This is a genomic window from Leucobacter sp. OLIS6, from assembly GCF_002752355.1.
Lineage (GTDB): Bacteria > Actinomycetota > Actinomycetes > Actinomycetales > Microbacteriaceae > Leucobacter.
The window spans coordinates 538,855-554,438 of sequence record NZ_MRAV01000011.1 but is presented as its reverse complement, the minus strand read 5'-3'; the positions used below and the strand labels follow the sequence as shown (position 1 = coordinate 554,438).

General features: G+C 70.4%; 13 protein-coding genes. 5 read left to right on the top strand and 8 right to left on the bottom strand.

Going from position 1 to position 15,584, the window contains the following annotated elements:
- Nucleotides 1-595 precede the first annotated feature (595 nt).
- The 3 genes from BMH31_RS09000 to BMH31_RS08990 are packed head-to-tail and all read right to left on the bottom strand — an operon-like array spanning nt 596 to nt 3,970.
- The gene (locus BMH31_RS09000) at nt 596-1,972 is read right to left on the bottom strand and encodes an FAD-dependent oxidoreductase (RefSeq protein WP_099722757.1); all 1,377 of its coding nucleotides are present in this window, start codon (nt 1,970-1,972) and stop codon (nt 596-598) included.
- Between the two features lie 43 nt (nt 1,973-2,015).
- A complete protein-coding gene (locus tag BMH31_RS08995; RefSeq protein WP_168187877.1) occupies nt 2,016-3,074 on the bottom strand; it encodes a polyprenyl synthetase family protein in 1,059 nt (352 codons plus the stop codon).
- Nucleotides 3,071-3,970, bottom strand: a complete 900-nt coding sequence (locus BMH31_RS08990; protein ID WP_241898209.1) for a class I SAM-dependent methyltransferase — start codon at nt 3,968-3,970, stop codon at nt 3,071-3,073. Before BMH31_RS08990 ends, BMH31_RS08995 begins: the two co-directional genes overlap by 4 nt.
- Nucleotides 3,971-4,114: 144 nt before the next feature.
- On the opposite strand from BMH31_RS08990, the gene BMH31_RS08985 reads away from it, so the two are divergent.
- Complete coding sequence (locus tag BMH31_RS08985) at nt 4,115-5,401, top strand: isochorismate synthase (RefSeq protein WP_241898208.1); 1,287 nt, start codon at nt 4,115-4,117, stop codon at nt 5,399-5,401.
- Nucleotides 5,402-5,478: 77 nt separating this feature from the next.
- Complete coding sequence (locus tag BMH31_RS08980) at nt 5,479-6,351, top strand: PPK2 family polyphosphate kinase (RefSeq protein WP_099722755.1); 873 nt, start codon at nt 5,479-5,481, stop codon at nt 6,349-6,351.
- Nucleotides 6,352-6,360: 9 nt separating this feature from the next.
- On the opposite strand, the gene menD is transcribed toward BMH31_RS08980, so the two are convergent.
- Together menD and BMH31_RS08970 are read right to left on the bottom strand one after the other, a co-directional pair.
- Entirely contained in the window at nt 6,361-8,175 is a 1,815-nt protein-coding gene (gene menD / locus BMH31_RS08975) for a 2-succinyl-5-enolpyruvyl-6-hydroxy-3-cyclohexene-1-carboxylic-acid synthase (RefSeq protein WP_099722754.1), read from the bottom strand.
- Complete coding sequence (locus BMH31_RS08970; RefSeq protein WP_099722753.1) at nt 8,172-8,666, bottom strand: PLD nuclease N-terminal domain-containing protein; 495 nt, start codon at nt 8,664-8,666, stop codon at nt 8,172-8,174. Before BMH31_RS08970 ends, menD begins: the two co-directional genes overlap by 4 nt.
- Nucleotides 8,667-8,750: 84 nt before the next feature.
- Between BMH31_RS08970 and BMH31_RS08965 the strand changes: the two genes are divergently transcribed.
- Nucleotides 8,751-9,065 (top strand): DUF4229 domain-containing protein, encoded by a 315-nt coding sequence (locus BMH31_RS08965; RefSeq protein WP_099722752.1) that lies wholly within the window; start codon nt 8,751-8,753, stop codon nt 9,063-9,065.
- Nucleotides 9,066-9,072: 7 nt separating this feature from the next.
- Here the strand turns inward: BMH31_RS08965 and BMH31_RS08960 are convergent, their stop codons facing one another.
- The 3 genes from BMH31_RS08960 to BMH31_RS08950 form a co-directional block, all read right to left on the bottom strand.
- On the bottom strand, nt 9,073-9,570 hold the full coding sequence (locus tag BMH31_RS08960; protein WP_099722751.1) for a hypothetical protein: 498 nt from the start codon (nt 9,568-9,570) through the stop codon (nt 9,073-9,075).
- Nucleotides 9,571-9,679: 109 nt separating this feature from the next.
- A complete protein-coding gene (locus BMH31_RS08955; RefSeq protein ID WP_099722750.1) occupies nt 9,680-11,512 on the bottom strand; it encodes an ABC transporter ATP-binding protein in 1,833 nt (610 codons plus the stop codon).
- Nucleotides 11,509-13,317 (bottom strand): ABC transporter ATP-binding protein, encoded by a 1,809-nt coding sequence (locus BMH31_RS08950; RefSeq protein ID WP_099722749.1) that lies wholly within the window; start codon nt 13,315-13,317, stop codon nt 11,509-11,511. Before BMH31_RS08950 ends, BMH31_RS08955 begins: the two co-directional genes overlap by 4 nt.
- A 344-nt stretch (nt 13,318-13,661) precedes the next feature.
- Here BMH31_RS08950 and BMH31_RS08945 point away from each other — a divergent pair, with 344 nt between their 5' ends.
- Both BMH31_RS08945 and BMH31_RS08940 read left to right on the top strand, forming a co-directional pair.
- Nucleotides 13,662-14,855 (top strand): histidine kinase, encoded by a 1,194-nt coding sequence (locus BMH31_RS08945; protein ID WP_099722748.1) that lies wholly within the window; start codon nt 13,662-13,664, stop codon nt 14,853-14,855.
- Nucleotides 14,852-15,523, top strand: coding sequence for a response regulator transcription factor (locus tag BMH31_RS08940; protein WP_099722747.1), 672 nt, complete (start codon nt 14,852-14,854; stop codon nt 15,521-15,523). Before BMH31_RS08945 ends, BMH31_RS08940 begins: the two co-directional genes overlap by 4 nt.
- Nucleotides 15,524-15,584: the final 61 nt, after the last annotated feature.

The following is a 15,584-nucleotide window of genomic DNA, read 5'->3' as shown; positions in this document are numbered from 1 at the left end:
CACCCACACCCCAAAGGGCGCAGATGGACGGGATAATAAATTGGCATTTGACAATCAAGTGCACACTATTGAGTTCTCAAGGACCAGACGCCCCCCGTACTCGCCAAAGCTTTCCGAAAGACAACCTCTCCAACTTACCACACCAAAACCGAACCAGCAACCAACCCAAACGAGCCAGCACCAGAACCCACACGACAACAGCCCTGCAGAACCCCAGCCCCCGAAGGAACCAGAACCACCCGGTAGTGGTAAGAAGCGGATCCTCACTCTAGCACCGCGCCTGCCGACACAACAAGTCGGGGTTTCGATGATCCAGAGGGATCCATCCGCGCCAACCGCCCGAGCCGCTTCCGCGTCTCGCACTGTCGCGCTGACAAGGGAATACATTACGCGCACCCCACCCCACCCGCAACACGAGACCGTATCTCGCGCGTGTCTCCGCATGTTTCCGCCGTTTGCCCGTTGTTCGGCCGATGCCGCGGCCGCGAAGCCGTCTCCGGATACGACGAAAGCCGCCCGGCTTCGCGCCTCCGGAGCGGAGGACGGCGATGCCGAGCGGCCTGGGTTCGGCGCGTCCGCGGGAGCGGACGGGGGACTACTCGCCCCGGGCGATGCGCGTCATCTCATCGCGCGGAACCACCTTGATGCGGGTGCGCCCTTCGGCCTCGCCGAGTCCCAGCTCGTGCTCGTCGAGCCGGTGCCATCCCTCGATCGTCGTGTACGGCACCTCGCGTGCCGACAGCAGCGCGGGAATCGCCTCGAGCGACGCGTCCTCGGGACTCCACCACGTGCCGCGATCCTCCATGAGGCACTCGAGCGTCTCCATCGCGTCGGACTTGGTGTGGCCGATGAGGCCAACGGGGCCGCGCTTGATCCAGCCCGTGGCGTACACCCCGTGCACGCGCTCCCCCGCGGCATCGAGCACTCGGCCCGCCTCGTTGGGGATCACTCCGCGGCGGTCGTCGAAGGGGATCTCGTCGAGCGGGGACCCGAAGTAGCCGATCGCGCGGTAGAGCGACTGCACCGGGATCACCTCGAACTCGCCGGTGTCGATCGTCCCGCCGTTGCCGTCGGGTGCGGTGCGCTCGATCTTCAGACCGGCGACCCGTCCATCCTCGGTCACGACCTCGACGGGCTTCGACCAGAAGTGGAAGTGCAGGCGTCGCGACGCGGGAGCGACTTCGCCGGCCTCGCGGTCACGCTGCTCCTGGCGCCACTTGTCCATGATTCGGGACATCACGATGACCTGCTTGTTCTTCGCCAGGGTCTCGTCGGCGTAGGCGTCGTCGACGTCGAAGTCCCGCTCGTCGACGACCATGTCGACATCGCGCACCTCGCCGAGTTCGCGCAGCTCGAGCGGGGTGAACTTCACGTATTTCGGACCGCGACGCCCGAACAGGTGGAGTTCCTGGATCGGGCTCGCCTTGAGCCCCTCGTAGACGTTCGACGGGATCTCGGTGGGCAGCAGGTCGTCCGCGTGCTTGATCAGCATGCGGGAGGTGTCGAGCGCCACGTTGCCGTTGCCGATCACGGCGACCTGCTCGGCCTCGAGCGGCCAGGTGCGCGGCACATCGGGATGCCCGTCGAACCAGCTCACGAAGTCCGCGGCTCCGTAGGAGCCCTCGGCGTCGATCCCCGGGATGCTCAGCGAGGCGTCCCGGATCGCGCCCGTCGAGAAGATCACCGCGTTGTAGTGCTTCTTGAGGTCGTCGAGCGTGATGTCGGTGCCGTAGCGGACGTTGCCGAAGTAGCGGATATCGCCCCGATCGAGCACCTCGCGGAGGGCGGTGATGATGCCCTTGATGCGGGGGTGGTCGGGAGAGACGCCGTAGCGCACCAGCCCGTACGGGGCGGGCAGCTGTTCGAACAGGTCGATCTCGACCTCGAAGTCGCGCTCGGCCTTGATCAGCAGGTCGGCGGCGTAGATACCCGCCGGCCCGGCGCCGACGATCGCCAGTCGCATCTTCTCCATCAGCCCTCTATCTCTTCCAGTCGCCTCCGCACGCTCGCGGAATCTAGCCTTCGCGGTTCACGATCGAATCGGCCATGCGCTCGAGCGCACGGCGCACCGAGGACTTGGGCAGCGCATCGAGCTGCGCCACCGCCTCGGACGCCCACCGCTTCGCTTCGGCCTCGGTCTCACGAGTCACCTCGTGCTCGCGCAGCGCCTCGACCTCGGCGTCGAGCAGCGCGGGATCCTCGCCCGCGGCGATGCGGGCCACGCCCGCGTCGATGCGCGCCAGGAGCTCGCTCGCGGCAGCATCGCCGTTCTCGGCCCGACGGCGGAGCAGCAGCACCGGCAGCGTGGCGACGCCGGCGCGCAGATCGGTGCCGGCCCGCTTGCCCGTCGCCTCCTTCTTCGGCGACAGATCGATCACGTCGTCGACGAGCTGGAACGCGACGCCGATGCGCTCGCCGTACTCGGTCACGGGGTCTGCGTACTCGGCCGCGGCCTCGCCGAACATCACGCCCATGCGCGCGGCGGTCGCGATCAGCGCGCCCGTCTTGTCGGCGAGCACCTGGATGTAATGCCCGATCGGGTCGTCGCCCGCCTTCGGGCCGACCGTCTCGTGCAACTGCCCGAGGCACAGCCGTTCGAAGGTCTGCGCCTGCAGCAGGATCGCCTCTTCGCCCATGCCCGATACCAGGCTGGACGCGCGGGCGAACAGGAGATCGCCCGCGAGGATCGCGACCGAGTTCGACCAGACCGTCTGTGCGGCAGGAACGCCCCGGCGGAGCTTCGCGTCGTCCATCACGTCGTCGTGGTAGAGCGAGGCCAGGTGGGTCATCTCGACGGCCTGCGCAGCACGGCGCACGAGCTCGTTCGGGCCCGTGCCGAGCTCGCTCGTGAGCAGCGTGAGCATCGGTCGGATCCGCTTGCCGCCGGCCTCCATGAGGTACCGGGCGGGCGCGTCCGCGACATCGGAGGCGAAGCCGAGGTGCTCGATGAGCCCGGCCTCGACCAGCTCGAGCTGCTCCTGCACGCGCTGCGCGTGCCTCCGGTCCTGCGCCCCGCGGAACAGCCGCATGGGCAGGGCCTGAGTTGCGGTGTCTGCGGCGTTCGTCAGCTTCATGCCTCTTCCTCTGACGGTGCGTCGGTGCGCTTCGGTGCGGGCTTCGCCGGCGCGGTCTTCGGCTCGGCCGGGGACTTCGTCCGGGCAGCCGCCTTCGGTTTCGACGCGGCGACCTTCGGCTTCGAGGTGCTCTTCGCCCGCGCAGGCGTCTTCGCCGCAGGCTCCGCGGTCGGGATCTCAACGGGCTCGCGCGGCACGAAGCCGCGGTGCAGTGCGACGATCCCGCCGGTCAGATTGCGATAGGCCACCCGCTCGAAGCCCACCTCGCGCAGCATGGCGGCCAGGCGGTCCTGCGCGGGCCACGCTTCGATGGACTCGTTCAAATAGCGGTAGGCCTCGGCCGCCGACTTGTTGATGAGTCCCGCGATGCGCGGCAGCACCGCTCGCGAGTACGCCGTGTAGGGACCGCGCATGAGGGACGAGGTCGGCCGTGAGAACTCGCAGATGACCACGCGGCCCCCGGGCTTCACCACCCGGAACATCTCGGCGAGCGCCCGTTCGGGCCCCTCGACGTTGCGGAGGCCGAAGGAGATGGTCGCCGCGTCGAAGCTGTCGTCCTCGAAGGGCAGCTGCGTGGCATCGGCCCAGACGAAGTCGATGAGGTCGTTGCCGGCCTGGCGGATCCGCCCCTCGGCGAGCATGCCCTCGGAGAAATCCGCGGCCGTGACGTGGGCGCCATGCTTCGCGATCGCGGCGCTCGCCGTTCCGGTGCCGGCCGCGAGGTCGAGGATCCGCATGCCCTTGCGAGGCTGCAGCGCCTTGGTCATGGCGACGCGCCACAGCCGGGAGTTGCCGACGGAGAGCACATCGTTGATGAGGTCGTAGCGCGGTGACACCTCGTCGAACATCGCGGAAACATCGGCTGCAAGCTTCGTGGCGGTATCGGGGCGGGTCACCCCACCATGCTAGCCCGTTCCGCTGGACGCATCGCATGGGCTTTCCGCGCGCCCGGACGCGCCTCTTCCTGCGCGGGCGCGGGCGGACGGCTCCGCGCGCGGGCCTCGCACGGCTCACGCATCGCGGGAGAGTAGATTGTCAGGGTGAGCAGCGTGTCCGTTCCGAGCCTTCGTGCCGTCACGCGACCCCTCGCCGAGCTCCCCGACCTCCTTGCGTTCGCCGATCCGGCCGAGCCGCTCGTCTGGACCCGCGGGGATCGCGGCTGCGTCGGCGTCGGCGAAGCACTGCGCCTCGTATTCTCGGGCCCCGACCGCTTCGACCGCGCCGCGGCCGCCTGGCGCGAGATCGCGACCGCGGCCGAGATCCACGACCCGGTGCGCCTGCCGGGCAGCGGCCTGGTCGCCCTCGGCACCTTCGCGTTCGCCGCGACGAGCGGTGCGCAGAGCGTGCTCGTGGTCCCCCGCCTACTCATCGCACGGCACCGCGGCCTCGCATGGATCACCGAGGTGACGGTCGCTCCGACCGGCGCTGACGCCACCGCGACCGCGCTCGATCCCGAGCTGCCCGAGGCATGCCCCGCCGGCGGGTGGCGCGGAGCCGCGCTCGACGTCACTGCGCGGGGACCGCAGACCGACGCATATTTCGCGGGAGTCCGCGAGGCCGTCCGCCGCATCGACGACGGAGCGCTCGAGAAGGTGGTGCTGGCCCGGCAGACCGTGGCCGAGATCCCCGCCGGAGACGACCTGCGCGTGCCGCTCGGCCGCCTCGCCGAGCGCTACGACGACTGCTGGACCTTCGCGGTCGACGGCCTGATCGGCGCGAGCCCCGAGACGCTCATCCGGTCCACCGGCGGCGCCGTCTCGGCGCGGGTGCTCGCCGGCACACGCGCACGGGTCGCCGGGGACGCCGCCGCCGATGGACGCGCGCGCGACGAACTGCTGACGAGCGCGAAGGACCAGCACGAGCACGCCTTCGCCGTGCAGAGCGTCGTGACGGCGCTCGCCCCGCACGTGCGATCGCTGCACACGAGCGAGGAGCCGTTCGCGCTGCGCCTGCCCAACGTCTGGCACCTCGCGACCGATCTGGGCGCCGGGCTCGGCGCCGACCGCGGCGCGCTGGAACTCGTCGGAGCACTGCATCCGACCGCAGCGGTCGCGGGCACGCCGACCGGCACGGCGATCGAGACGATCGCGGAGCTCGAACCGTTCGACCGCGGACGGTACTCGGGAGCGGTTGGGTGGATCGACGCCGCCGGCGACGGCGAATGGGTGATCGCGCTGCGCTGCGGACAGCTCGAATCCGCACCCGACGGCACCCGGACCCTGACCGCGACCGCCGGGGGCGGGATCGTGGCCGGCTCGGATCCCGAGCACGAGTTCGTCGAGACCGTCTCGAAGTTCCGCCCCGTCGTCGAGGCCTTCTCCGCCTGATCGCGACTTCGGCGGTTCTCAGCGGTTCGGGGGTAGCGTTGGCTGAACGTCCGCGCCCCAGGCCGAAGGAGGCCCCCATGACGAAGCACTTCTGGACCGACGACGTCTCGGCGCTGCTGCGCGTCGGCCCCGGCTTCGATCTGCGGCGGGTGGATCCCTCCGCGACTCCCGGAACCGCCGCCGACAAGCGCGCGGGAGCGGCCGAGCTCGCCGCGTCCGCACAGGAACTGCGCGGCCTGCAGGAGAAGCTCTTCGCGCAGAGCCGCCTCGGAGCCGAGGATCGGCTGCTCGTCGTGCTCCAAGCCATGGATGCCGCCGGCAAGGGCGGGATCGTGAACCACGTGTTCTCCCAGCTCGAGCCGTACGGGCTCGCCCTCACCGCGTTCAAGGGTCCGACGCCGGAGGAACGCACGCACGACTTCCTCTGGCGCGTGGAGCCCCGGGTCCCCGGCCCCGGAGTCATCGGGCTCTTCGATCGGTCCCACTACGAGGACGTGCTCATTCAACGCGTCCGCGCCTTCGCACCCCCGGCGGAGATCGAGCGGCGTTACAGCGCCATCGTCGATTTCGAGCGCCGCATCGCGGACGCCGGCGTGCGGATCGTCAAGATCATGCTGCACATCTCCCCCGAGGAGCAGGCCGCCCGGCTCCTCTCACGCCTCGACGACCCCGAGAAGCACTGGAAGTACAACCCGGGCGATGTCGACGAGCGTCTGCTCTGGCCCGACTACATGGCTGCCTTCGAGATCGCGATCGAGCGCACCAACGCCGAGCACGCGCCCTGGTACGTCGTCCCGGCGAACGCCAAGTGGTACGCCCGTGCCGCGGTGCAGCGAATCGTCATCTCGGAGCTGCACCGCATGGCCCCGGAATGGCCGCAACCGGACTTCGATGTCGCAGCCGAACGCGCGCGGATCGAGGACTCGATCGACCTGCGCTGGCCGGCCTGAGCCCGCGGTCTACTCGACCAGCGGAACCTCGACGATCGTCGGACCCATCACAGGAGCGGTGAAGATCCGGTCGAGTTCGCTGCGCGTCGCAGCCCGCTCGTAGGCCCACCCGTAGGCCTCGGCGAGCTCGCGCAACCCGATCGAACGCGGCACCGTCATGACTCTGCGGTAGGAGTCGCGATCCGCGGTTGCCGCGACCTCGAGCCCGTCGAAGATCGTGCCGCCGCCGTCGACGCCGACGAACACCTGGATCCGCGGGCGGGGCTCTTCGGGGTCGAGGAGCAGGGACCCCGCGTCGTGCATCAGCGCAAGATCACCGATCAGCACGCGCGTGGTTCCCGCCGCCTGCCGCGGATCGTCCGCGGACTGGCTCACGGCGGCGACGCCGAGCGCGGTCGCCACGGTCCCGTCGATCCCGGCGAGGCCGCGGTTGGCGACCACCCGGATCCGTCGGGGTGGGGCGATCCCGTCGAGCACGCGCACGAGCCGCGAAGCGGCGACCACCAGACGGTCGTGCGGCCAGGTCGCCCGCCACACGGATTCGGCGAGCAGCTCGCGCGTGACGGGTTCGCGCATGACGGCGACCTCGGCGCGCGCGTAGTCGCTGCGCTCCCGGTATCCGGGGGCGAGCGCAGCCGCCAGGTCGGGCTCGTGCACCGTGCTCCGCGCCTCGCGCAATGCACGATCGGCGACGATCCAGGCACCGAGCCACTGCCTGCCCGCCCGCGGATCGTGGGCCTCGCCCACGCTCACGGTGCGCACCACTCGCGCAGCGCCGCTCGGATCGTAGTGTTCCACTCCGCGGCCGAGGTGCGGGTCGACGACGACGACTTCGACGCCATCGCGCTTCAGCAGCGCCGGCACGTGTCGAGTCAGTGTCGGGTGTCCGAAGACGATCGCCCGCTCCACCGCGCCTCCGAGCTCGGGATCGTCGAGCAGCGTGGCGTAGGCGGTCACCGCCTCGCGTCCGAACCGCACGCCGCTGACAACCTCGGCGAGCAGCGGCAGACCGGCGTCGTGAGCGAAGGCCTCGGCCCGATCTCCGGCGTCAGCACCCGCGATGACCACCGTGCGGACGTCATCGTCGTGCACGTAGATCTCGGGATTCGGGCCGTCGAGCGCCGAGGCGCCCATGCCGGGAGGCACGGCGAGCTCCGTCCCGCGTTCCGACTCCGCCCGCGCAGCACCGAAGAGTTCGGGAACAGTCATCGTCTCAGTTCCGAAAGACACGTTCCCGCCGAGCGGAGGACCGGAGAGCGGCTCGCGGAACGCGAGGTTGAGCTGCACGGGACCCGCCGGTCGCTCGGATGTTCCGCGGGCGGCCTGCAGCGCTGTCCGAGCCAGACGATCCGGCTCGAAACCGGCGATCCAGGGCGGTTCCGTCGAGGCCGGCGCTGCGGTGGGGGCCGGCACCTCGAGCACCAGCCGGGCGAACGTGCTGATCAGTTCCCCCTGCCGGGTGGTCTGATTGCTCCGGATACCCCGGAGTTCGTCCGGCCGGTCCGCGGTCAGCAGCAGCATGGGCACCCGAGCTTCGTGCGCTTCGAGGGCGGCAGGCACGAGGTTGGCGACCGCGGTGCCGCTCGTCACGATGATCGGCGCAGGAACGCCCGTTTCACGTGCAACGCCCAGTGCGAAGAACCCGGCCGAGCGCTCGTCGACGCGCACGTGCAGGCGAACCGCGTCACCGGACTCCGCGGCTGCGGCGGCCAGCGCGAGCGCCTGCGACCGGGATCCGGGGCAAACCACCAGGTCGCGCACTCCGCCGCGGATCAGGTCCGCGAGCAGCGCGATCGAGAATTCGGCAGCGGGCGCCGTGCTCACTTCCGACCCGGCTCGGGGTCGTCGGGCCGGCGGTCCGTCCCGCTCAGCCGATCCTGCGGATGCCGCGGATCGTCGGTGCCCGACTCCGGTGCATCCGCGGCCCGATCCCCGTTCCGTTCGGGCTCGGCGCCTCGGGGAGGATCCGGAATGTCGGTTGCGGGGCCTTCGCCGGGGAAGGTCTCGGCGTCGAGTTCGCGCAGGCGGTCTTCAAGCTCCCGCATGTGGTCGTCGAGCTGATCGTGGGTGAGCCGCGTCGCTGTGAAGCGGGGATCGTCGTCGGGGCGTGCAGCCGGACGCGCGGGCTGCGGCTGGCCCTTGCCGATCGTGAACCAGAGGATGCCTCCGATCACCGGCAGGACGACGGTGAGCACCACCCAGACCGGCTTGCTCACGCCACGGGCCCGCGACGGTTCCGACATCGCCGCGTCGATCAGCGCATAGAGCGTGAATGCAACGGCGACGACCACTCCGATGATCGCCACTCGTACCATGCATCCATCGTACCCAGCCCGGCTGTCGGTGCGCTGGATCCGCCCGTTGAGGGGCGGCCCAGCCGGCCCGCGTACACTCGAAGGGTGAAATCCCGCTCTGCCTGGCTCGTCTACATCGTGCTGCGCCTCTTGTTCTTCGTGGTGCCCTTCGCCGCTCTCATGCTCATCGGATGGACGTGGTGGCTGTCGGCGATCGTGGCGACGCTCGCTGCGGTGAGCCTCTCGGTCATCTTCCTGAACCGCCAGCGGTCGGCCGCGTCGGAGAGCATCTACGCCTGGCGCACCAAGGAGCGCACCGAGGACGATGTGATCGAGGACGATGCGGTGGACGCCGCCGAGCCGCGCATTGCAGACGACTCTTCGGATTCTGCAGCGTCTTCCGCACCTCGCGAGCAGTAGCCACAGTTCACTCCGGAAGTATCTGCTCCGAGATCACGCGGACATCCCGTTCCAGACCGTCGACCTTGCCGGAGAGCACGCGCATGTCCCGGTCCAGACCATCGACCTTCTCGGACACCACCCGCATGTCCCGGTCCAGACCATCGACCTTCTCGGACACCACCCGCATGTCCCGTTCCAGACCATCGACCTTCTCGGACACCACCCGCATGTCCCGGTCCAGACCATCGACCTTCTCGGACACCACCCGCATATCGCGTTCCAGACCATCGACCTTGCCCGACAACTGACGCATATCTCGATCGAGACCGTCGACCTTGCGCTCGAGTCGCTCGACACGGCCGTCGAACTGATCCATGCGCCCGTCGAGTGCGGTGAACCGACCCACCATCTCGTCGCGCAGTCCCGCGACGCTGCGCTGCAGCGTCTGCGTCATGAAGGCCGCCAGGCCGACCGTACTCGCCGCGAGCACGCCGATGATGGTCCAGATCTGGGGTTCGGTCATGCCACGGGGCTCCGTTCTCGAGGTGGGAAGGGGGTGGAGTACCCATGCTGTCAGGGGAGCCGAGGCGGTGGGCCCGGATCCCCTGATCTGTGGATAACTCCGCCTCCCGCTACGCCAGAGAGTCCTCCCACGCCGCGTGCAGACCGGCGAACTTGCCCCCCGAAGCGATGAGCTCGCTCGGGGCCCCGTCCTCGATCACACGTCCGTGCTCCATCACGAGCACCCGATCCGCGATCGCGACCGTCGACAGCCGGTGCGCGATGATGATCGCCGTGCGGTCGGCGAGCAGGCGCTGCAGCGCGTCCTGCACCTGGCGCTCGCTCGGCAGGTCGAGCGACGCGGTCGCCTCGTCGAGGATCAGCACCGCGGGATCCGCGAGGAACGCGCGCGCGAACGAGATCAGCTGGCGCTGCCCCGCGGACACGCGGCCGCCGCGCTTGTTGACGTCCGTGGCATAACCGTCGGGCAGGGACTCGATGAAGGCATCGGCCCCGACCGCCCGCGCCGCCGCCCGGATCTCATCCGGTGTCGCGTCGGGCTTGCCCAGCGCGATGTTGTCTGCCACGGTTCCGCTGAACAGGTAGGCCTCCTGCGTCACCATGACGATCGCGCGCCGCAGGTCCGCCGGCGCGAGGTCGCGCAGGTCGACGCCGTCGAGCGCGACCCGGCCCTCGCTCGGATCGTAGAAGCGCGCCACCAGCTTGGCCAGGGTCGACTTGCCGGCTCCCGTGGTGCCGACGAGCGCGACCGTCTGCCCCGCAGGCAGCACGAGATCGCGCTGCTCGGGACCGATGAGGTCGAGCACCGTGCGCCCGCTCGCGTACCCGAAGCGCACGCTCTCGAAGGAGAGCGCACCGTGAGCGGCGGACAGCCGCACCGGCGCCTCCGGATCGCGCACGGTCGGTTCCTCCTCGAGTACGCCCGACACCTTCTCGAGCGCCGCCGCCGCGGACTGGTAGGAGTTGAGGAACATCGCCACGTCCTCGATCGGCCCGAAGAAGTTGCGGACGTACAGCACCGCCGCGAGCAGCACGCCGATCGCGAGGCCGGCATCCATCACCCGCAGGCCGCCCCAGAGCAGCACGACCGCGATGGTCAGGTTCGCGAGCAGGATCAGGCCCGGATCGAGCGCGCCGAACAGCCGGATCACGCGGACGTTCGCCCGGCGGTAGTCGTCGGACACCCTGCCGAACACCGCATCGTTCCGCTTCTCACGACGGAACGCCTGCACAGCGCGGATGCCCGTCATGGTCTCGACGAACTGGACGATGAGCCGGGCGCTGACGACGCGCGTCGAACGGAAGCCCTTCTGGGACTCGCGCACGAACCACCACATGAGCGCGACGAGCGGCAGGCCGAAGCCGAGCAGCACGAGACCGGAGCGCCAGTCGAGCAGGAACAGCGCGATCAGGGTGAACGTGCCCAGCAGCACGGCGTCCACGAGCTCGTTCAGGCTGCCGTGCAGCAGTTCCTGGATCGACTCGAGGTCGCTCGTCTGGCGCGAGATGATGCGGCCCGAGGTGTAGCCCTCGTGGAACTCCAGGCTGAGTCGCTGGGTATGCCGGAAGATCCGCATGCGCAGCTCGAGCATGACCGCCTGGGTGACCCGGGCGATGAGGATCACGTACCAGCCGACGAGTGCCGCGCCGATGCCGCCGGTCGCGAGGAACGCGGCACCGATGCCGATCGCCGGCCACCAGTCGCCCTGGTCCACGGCGCGCGGCAGCGCCTCGTCGATGCCGAAGGCGAGCAGCGTGGGCCCGACGGCCCGCAGCGCGGTCGACGCGATCACGACGACCATCGTGAGGAGGACGAGCCGGCGCAACGGTTTCAGGATCGAACCGAGCAGGCGCAGCGAACGCCGCCGGATCGCGCGGCTCTCGGCACGGGTGTAGTGCTCGCGATCCTCTCCGCGGGTTCCGCGGACGGTCTCGGGGCTCATCGCCGGCCCTCCTCTTCGATGCTGGAGATCAGATAGCGGTAGTGCTCGCTGCTGCGGAGCAGTTCGCCGTGGGTACCGACCGCGTCGATGCGGCCGTCGCGCATGACCGCGACGCGGTCGGCGAGGGCGACCGTCGACGGCCGGTGCGCGACGATCAGCGCGGTGGTGCCGGAGAGCACGCGCCGGAGCGCGGCCTCGACGAGCGCCTCGGTGTCGACGTCGAGCGCGGACAGCGGGTCGTCGAGCACCATCACGGACGGGTTGGCCGCGACCACGCGGGCGAGCGCGAGGCGCTGCCGCTGACCACCGGAGAGGCTGAGCCCCTCCTCCCCCACCTCGGTATCGACCCCGTCGGGCAGATCGTGGACGAAACCGGCCTGCGCGACGTCGAGCGCTTCGCGCAGCACCGAGTCCGCCTCGGCGCTTCCCGGGGCGAGATCGTGGCGCCCGAGCAGCACGTTCTCGCGCACGCTGGCCGAGAACAGGATCGGTTCCTCGAACGCGACGCCGATGAGGCTGCGCAGTTCTTCGAGCCGCAGTTCGCGCACGTCGACGCCATCGATCTCGACCGATCCGGCGGTGACGTCGTAGAGCCGGGTCGGCAGCGCGGTGAGGGTCGTCTTGCCGCTGCCGGTCGCACCGACGAGCGCCATCGTCTCGCCCGGGCGCAGCACGAGGTCGAGCCCGTCGATCAGATCGGCCTCGGGCTCCTTCGCATCCGGATAGCGGAAGTGCACCCCGCGGAACGCCAGCGCGCCGTTCGGCTCCGCGATCGTGCGCGGCTCGGCGGGGTCCTCGATGAGGATCGGCGCATCGAACACCTCGAAGACGCGATCGGTCGCAGTGCGGGTGTCGATGAGGAACGAGAACAGGAAGCCGAGGGATCCCATCGGCCAGAGCATCGCGGCGGCCAGCGCGAAGAAGGCGAACAGCTCGCCGACGGTGAGCTGCCCCTGCGCGGCCAGCACGACCCCGATGATGAAGCACGTGCTCTGCGCCATGATCGGCACCAGCTCGTACCAGAACCAGATCACGCCCATCTCGCGCGCCTTGCTCATCTCGGTCGCGCGCAGCGTCTCGGCCTTGCGCTCGAAGTCGCCGAGCGCGTGGCCGCCGCGCCCGAAGGCCTTCAGCACGCGGATGCCGTGGACGCTCTCCTCGACCGCGGTCGCGAGATCGCCCGCCTGGTCCTGACTGGTGCGCGTGAGCGCGCCGTAGCGCTGTTCGAAGCGCCAGCCGACCACCCAGATCGGGATGCTGCAGACGACGAAGCCGACGCCCAGCGCCCAGTGCCAGCGGAACAGCAGCGCCATCCCGATGATCATGGTGGTCACGTTGATGACGAGCAGGATGGAGCCGAAGGCCAGCCAGCGCCTGATGAGGCCGATGTCCTGCATCATTCGGCTGAGCAGCTGCCCGGACTGCCACCGGTCGTGGAAGGCGACCTGCAGGCGCTGCAGTCGTCGGTAGAAGGCCTGCCGGACCGAGTACTCGACCGCGGCGGCGGGCGTCAGGACGAGGGTGCGGCGCAGGAAGACGAACAGCGCCTCGCCGACTCCGAGCGCGAGCACGCCGAAGGCCGCCCAGAGGAACGCCGTGCGGTCGCCCGAGGTGAGGGGGCCGTCGATCACGTACTGGAGCGCGAGCGGGATGAGCAGGCTGGTGACTGCCGCGGCGAGGCCGACGATCAGCCCGCCGATGAGGCGGGGCAGGGCGGGCTTCGCGAAGGGCAGGAGCCGCGCGAGTGCGCGCAGCGTCGAGAGTCGCTGGGACTGAGGTGCCGTGTCGGCGTGTGAAGTGGTCATGTTCCCTGAGGTGCGTGCGTGCGCGAAGATGCGCGTGAGCTGGAGTCGTGCGGCTGGCTCTGCTGCTGGCGGGCTCTTGGAGCGGCCAGCGGAGCGGCGGAACTAGCGTCCGGACAGCGCGATGCCCGGAAGAGCTGCGAACTGGGACGGGATGATGCGTACCATGTGCCTGCTCCTTTCCGGGTCGTGGGATACCGGAAGTCAGCCTATCGCCGCCGCGGAGCCGGAGGCAAGGGTCGATTTCGAATCGGGCGACGGATTCCCGCACCGAGCCCGCCGCGCTACGCCGCCCCCGTTCGAAGTGACCTCGGAATCCCGCGCACCCCGCGCGGTACCCTTGCCGCATGACCGCCCGGCCTCGCATCCCGCTCCTCGCCTGGGCGGCCGTCTCGGCGCTCGCGCTCGCGCTGCTCGCCGTCAGCGCCTCGCTGGGTGCGACCGTCTACGGGGTCCCGCCCGTCGTGAGCATCGTCGTGGCGCTGCTCCATTCCGCCGGGCTGCTCCTGTCGGTCCGGTTCCCCGTGCTCGGCGTCGCCGTCGCCGTCGTCGGAGCCGTCTCGGAGCTGAACGCGCTCGCGGCGACGGGCGCCGCGCCGTGGCCGGTCCCGGTCGCCACCACGATCGGCTTCGCCGCGACCCTCGGCATCGCCGCGCTGCAGGGCCAGTGGCTCATGTCCGCGGGAGGCGGGATCCTCACGGCGGGCACCGCGCTCGCAGTGACGCTGGCACGCGGCCAGCGCCTCGCCGTCGGGCCCGTCATCGCCGACCTGATCGTCTTCGTCGCACTCGCGGGCCTCGCGATCCTGATCGCGCTCTTCACCCGGTCCTGGATCCGCAACCGGCAACGTCTGGCCGAGGCCGAAGAGGCCTCCGAGCTATCGCTCGCCCGCAGACAGGTCGCCGAGGAGCGGACCCGGATCGCACGCGAGATGCACGACGTGGTCGCGCACGGGATGTCGGTGATCCAGGTGCAGGCCGCGAGCGCGCGCTACCGGCACTCGGGGATCTCCGACGAGGTCGCCACAGAGTTCGACGAGCTCGCCGCGACCGCGCGGCTCGCGCTCGGCGAGATGCGCACGCTGCTCGGCGTGCTGCGCGCCGACGGCGATGCCGAGGACGCGCCCCAGCCGGGCCTGGCCGAGCTGCCGGAGCTCGTCTCGCGGTCGCGGGCCGAGCTGCTCGACCGACTGCCGGCCGAGGTACGGCAGTCGGTGGATCGCTTCCCTGCGCTCACCGTGTACCGCGTCGTGCAGGAATCGCTCGGCAACGTCGCTCGGCACGCCCCCGGCGCCGACGCCGTCGTCGAGCTCGACCTCGACCCCGAGGCCGACGCGCTGATCGTCCGGGTCCGCAACACGACACTGCCGGGTCGCGCCGTGCCCGCGGCCGACCCGAGCGGTCACGGGATCCGCGGGATGCGCGAACGCGTGGTCGCGCTCGGCGGAGTCCTGACCGCGGAGCCCTCGCCCGATGGCGGGTTCGCGGTCACCGCGCTCGTCCCCCTGCACCCCCAGCCCCCGGAGGCTCGAACCCCATGACCGTTTCCGTGCTCATCGTCGACGACCAGGCCATGGTTCGCGCCGGCTTCGCGGCGATCCTCGACGCGCAGCCCGACATCGAGGTGGTGGGGCAGGCCGCCGACGGCGAGGAGGGCGTCGCGCTCGCGCAACGGCTGCGCCCCGATGTCGTGCTGATGGACGTGCGCATGCCCGGCACGAACGGGCTCGAGGCCACCCGCCGCCTCATGGATCCACCGCCTCGGGTCGACCACCGCCCGCGCGTGGTGATCCTCACCACGTTCGACATCGACGAGTACGTGCACGACGCCCTCGCCGCCGGGGCGAGCGGGTTCCTGCTGAAGGACGCGCCTCCCGCGGACCTGGTGCAGGCCGTGCGCGTCGTCGCCTCGGGCGATGCCCTGCTCGCCCCGAGCGTGACCCGTCGGCTGCTGGAACGCTTCGCCGAGCAGCGACCGCCGAGCGACCGCCACGCCCTCCGGCTCGCGGGTCTGACCGAGCGGGAGCGCGAGATCCTGGAGCGGATCGCGCGCGGGCGGTCGAACACCGAGATCGCGGCGGAGCTGTTCATCGCCGAGCAGACCGTGAAGACCCACGTGACGCGGATCTTCGCGAAGCTCGGGCTGCGCGATCGGGTGCAGGCCGTGATCCTCGCCTACGATGCGGGCCTCGTGCAGCCCGACCGCTGAACGAGGCGGGGTAGCACCGCGGTAGGGGGTCGGTTTGGCGCCCGGGGGCGATGCCGGCCGC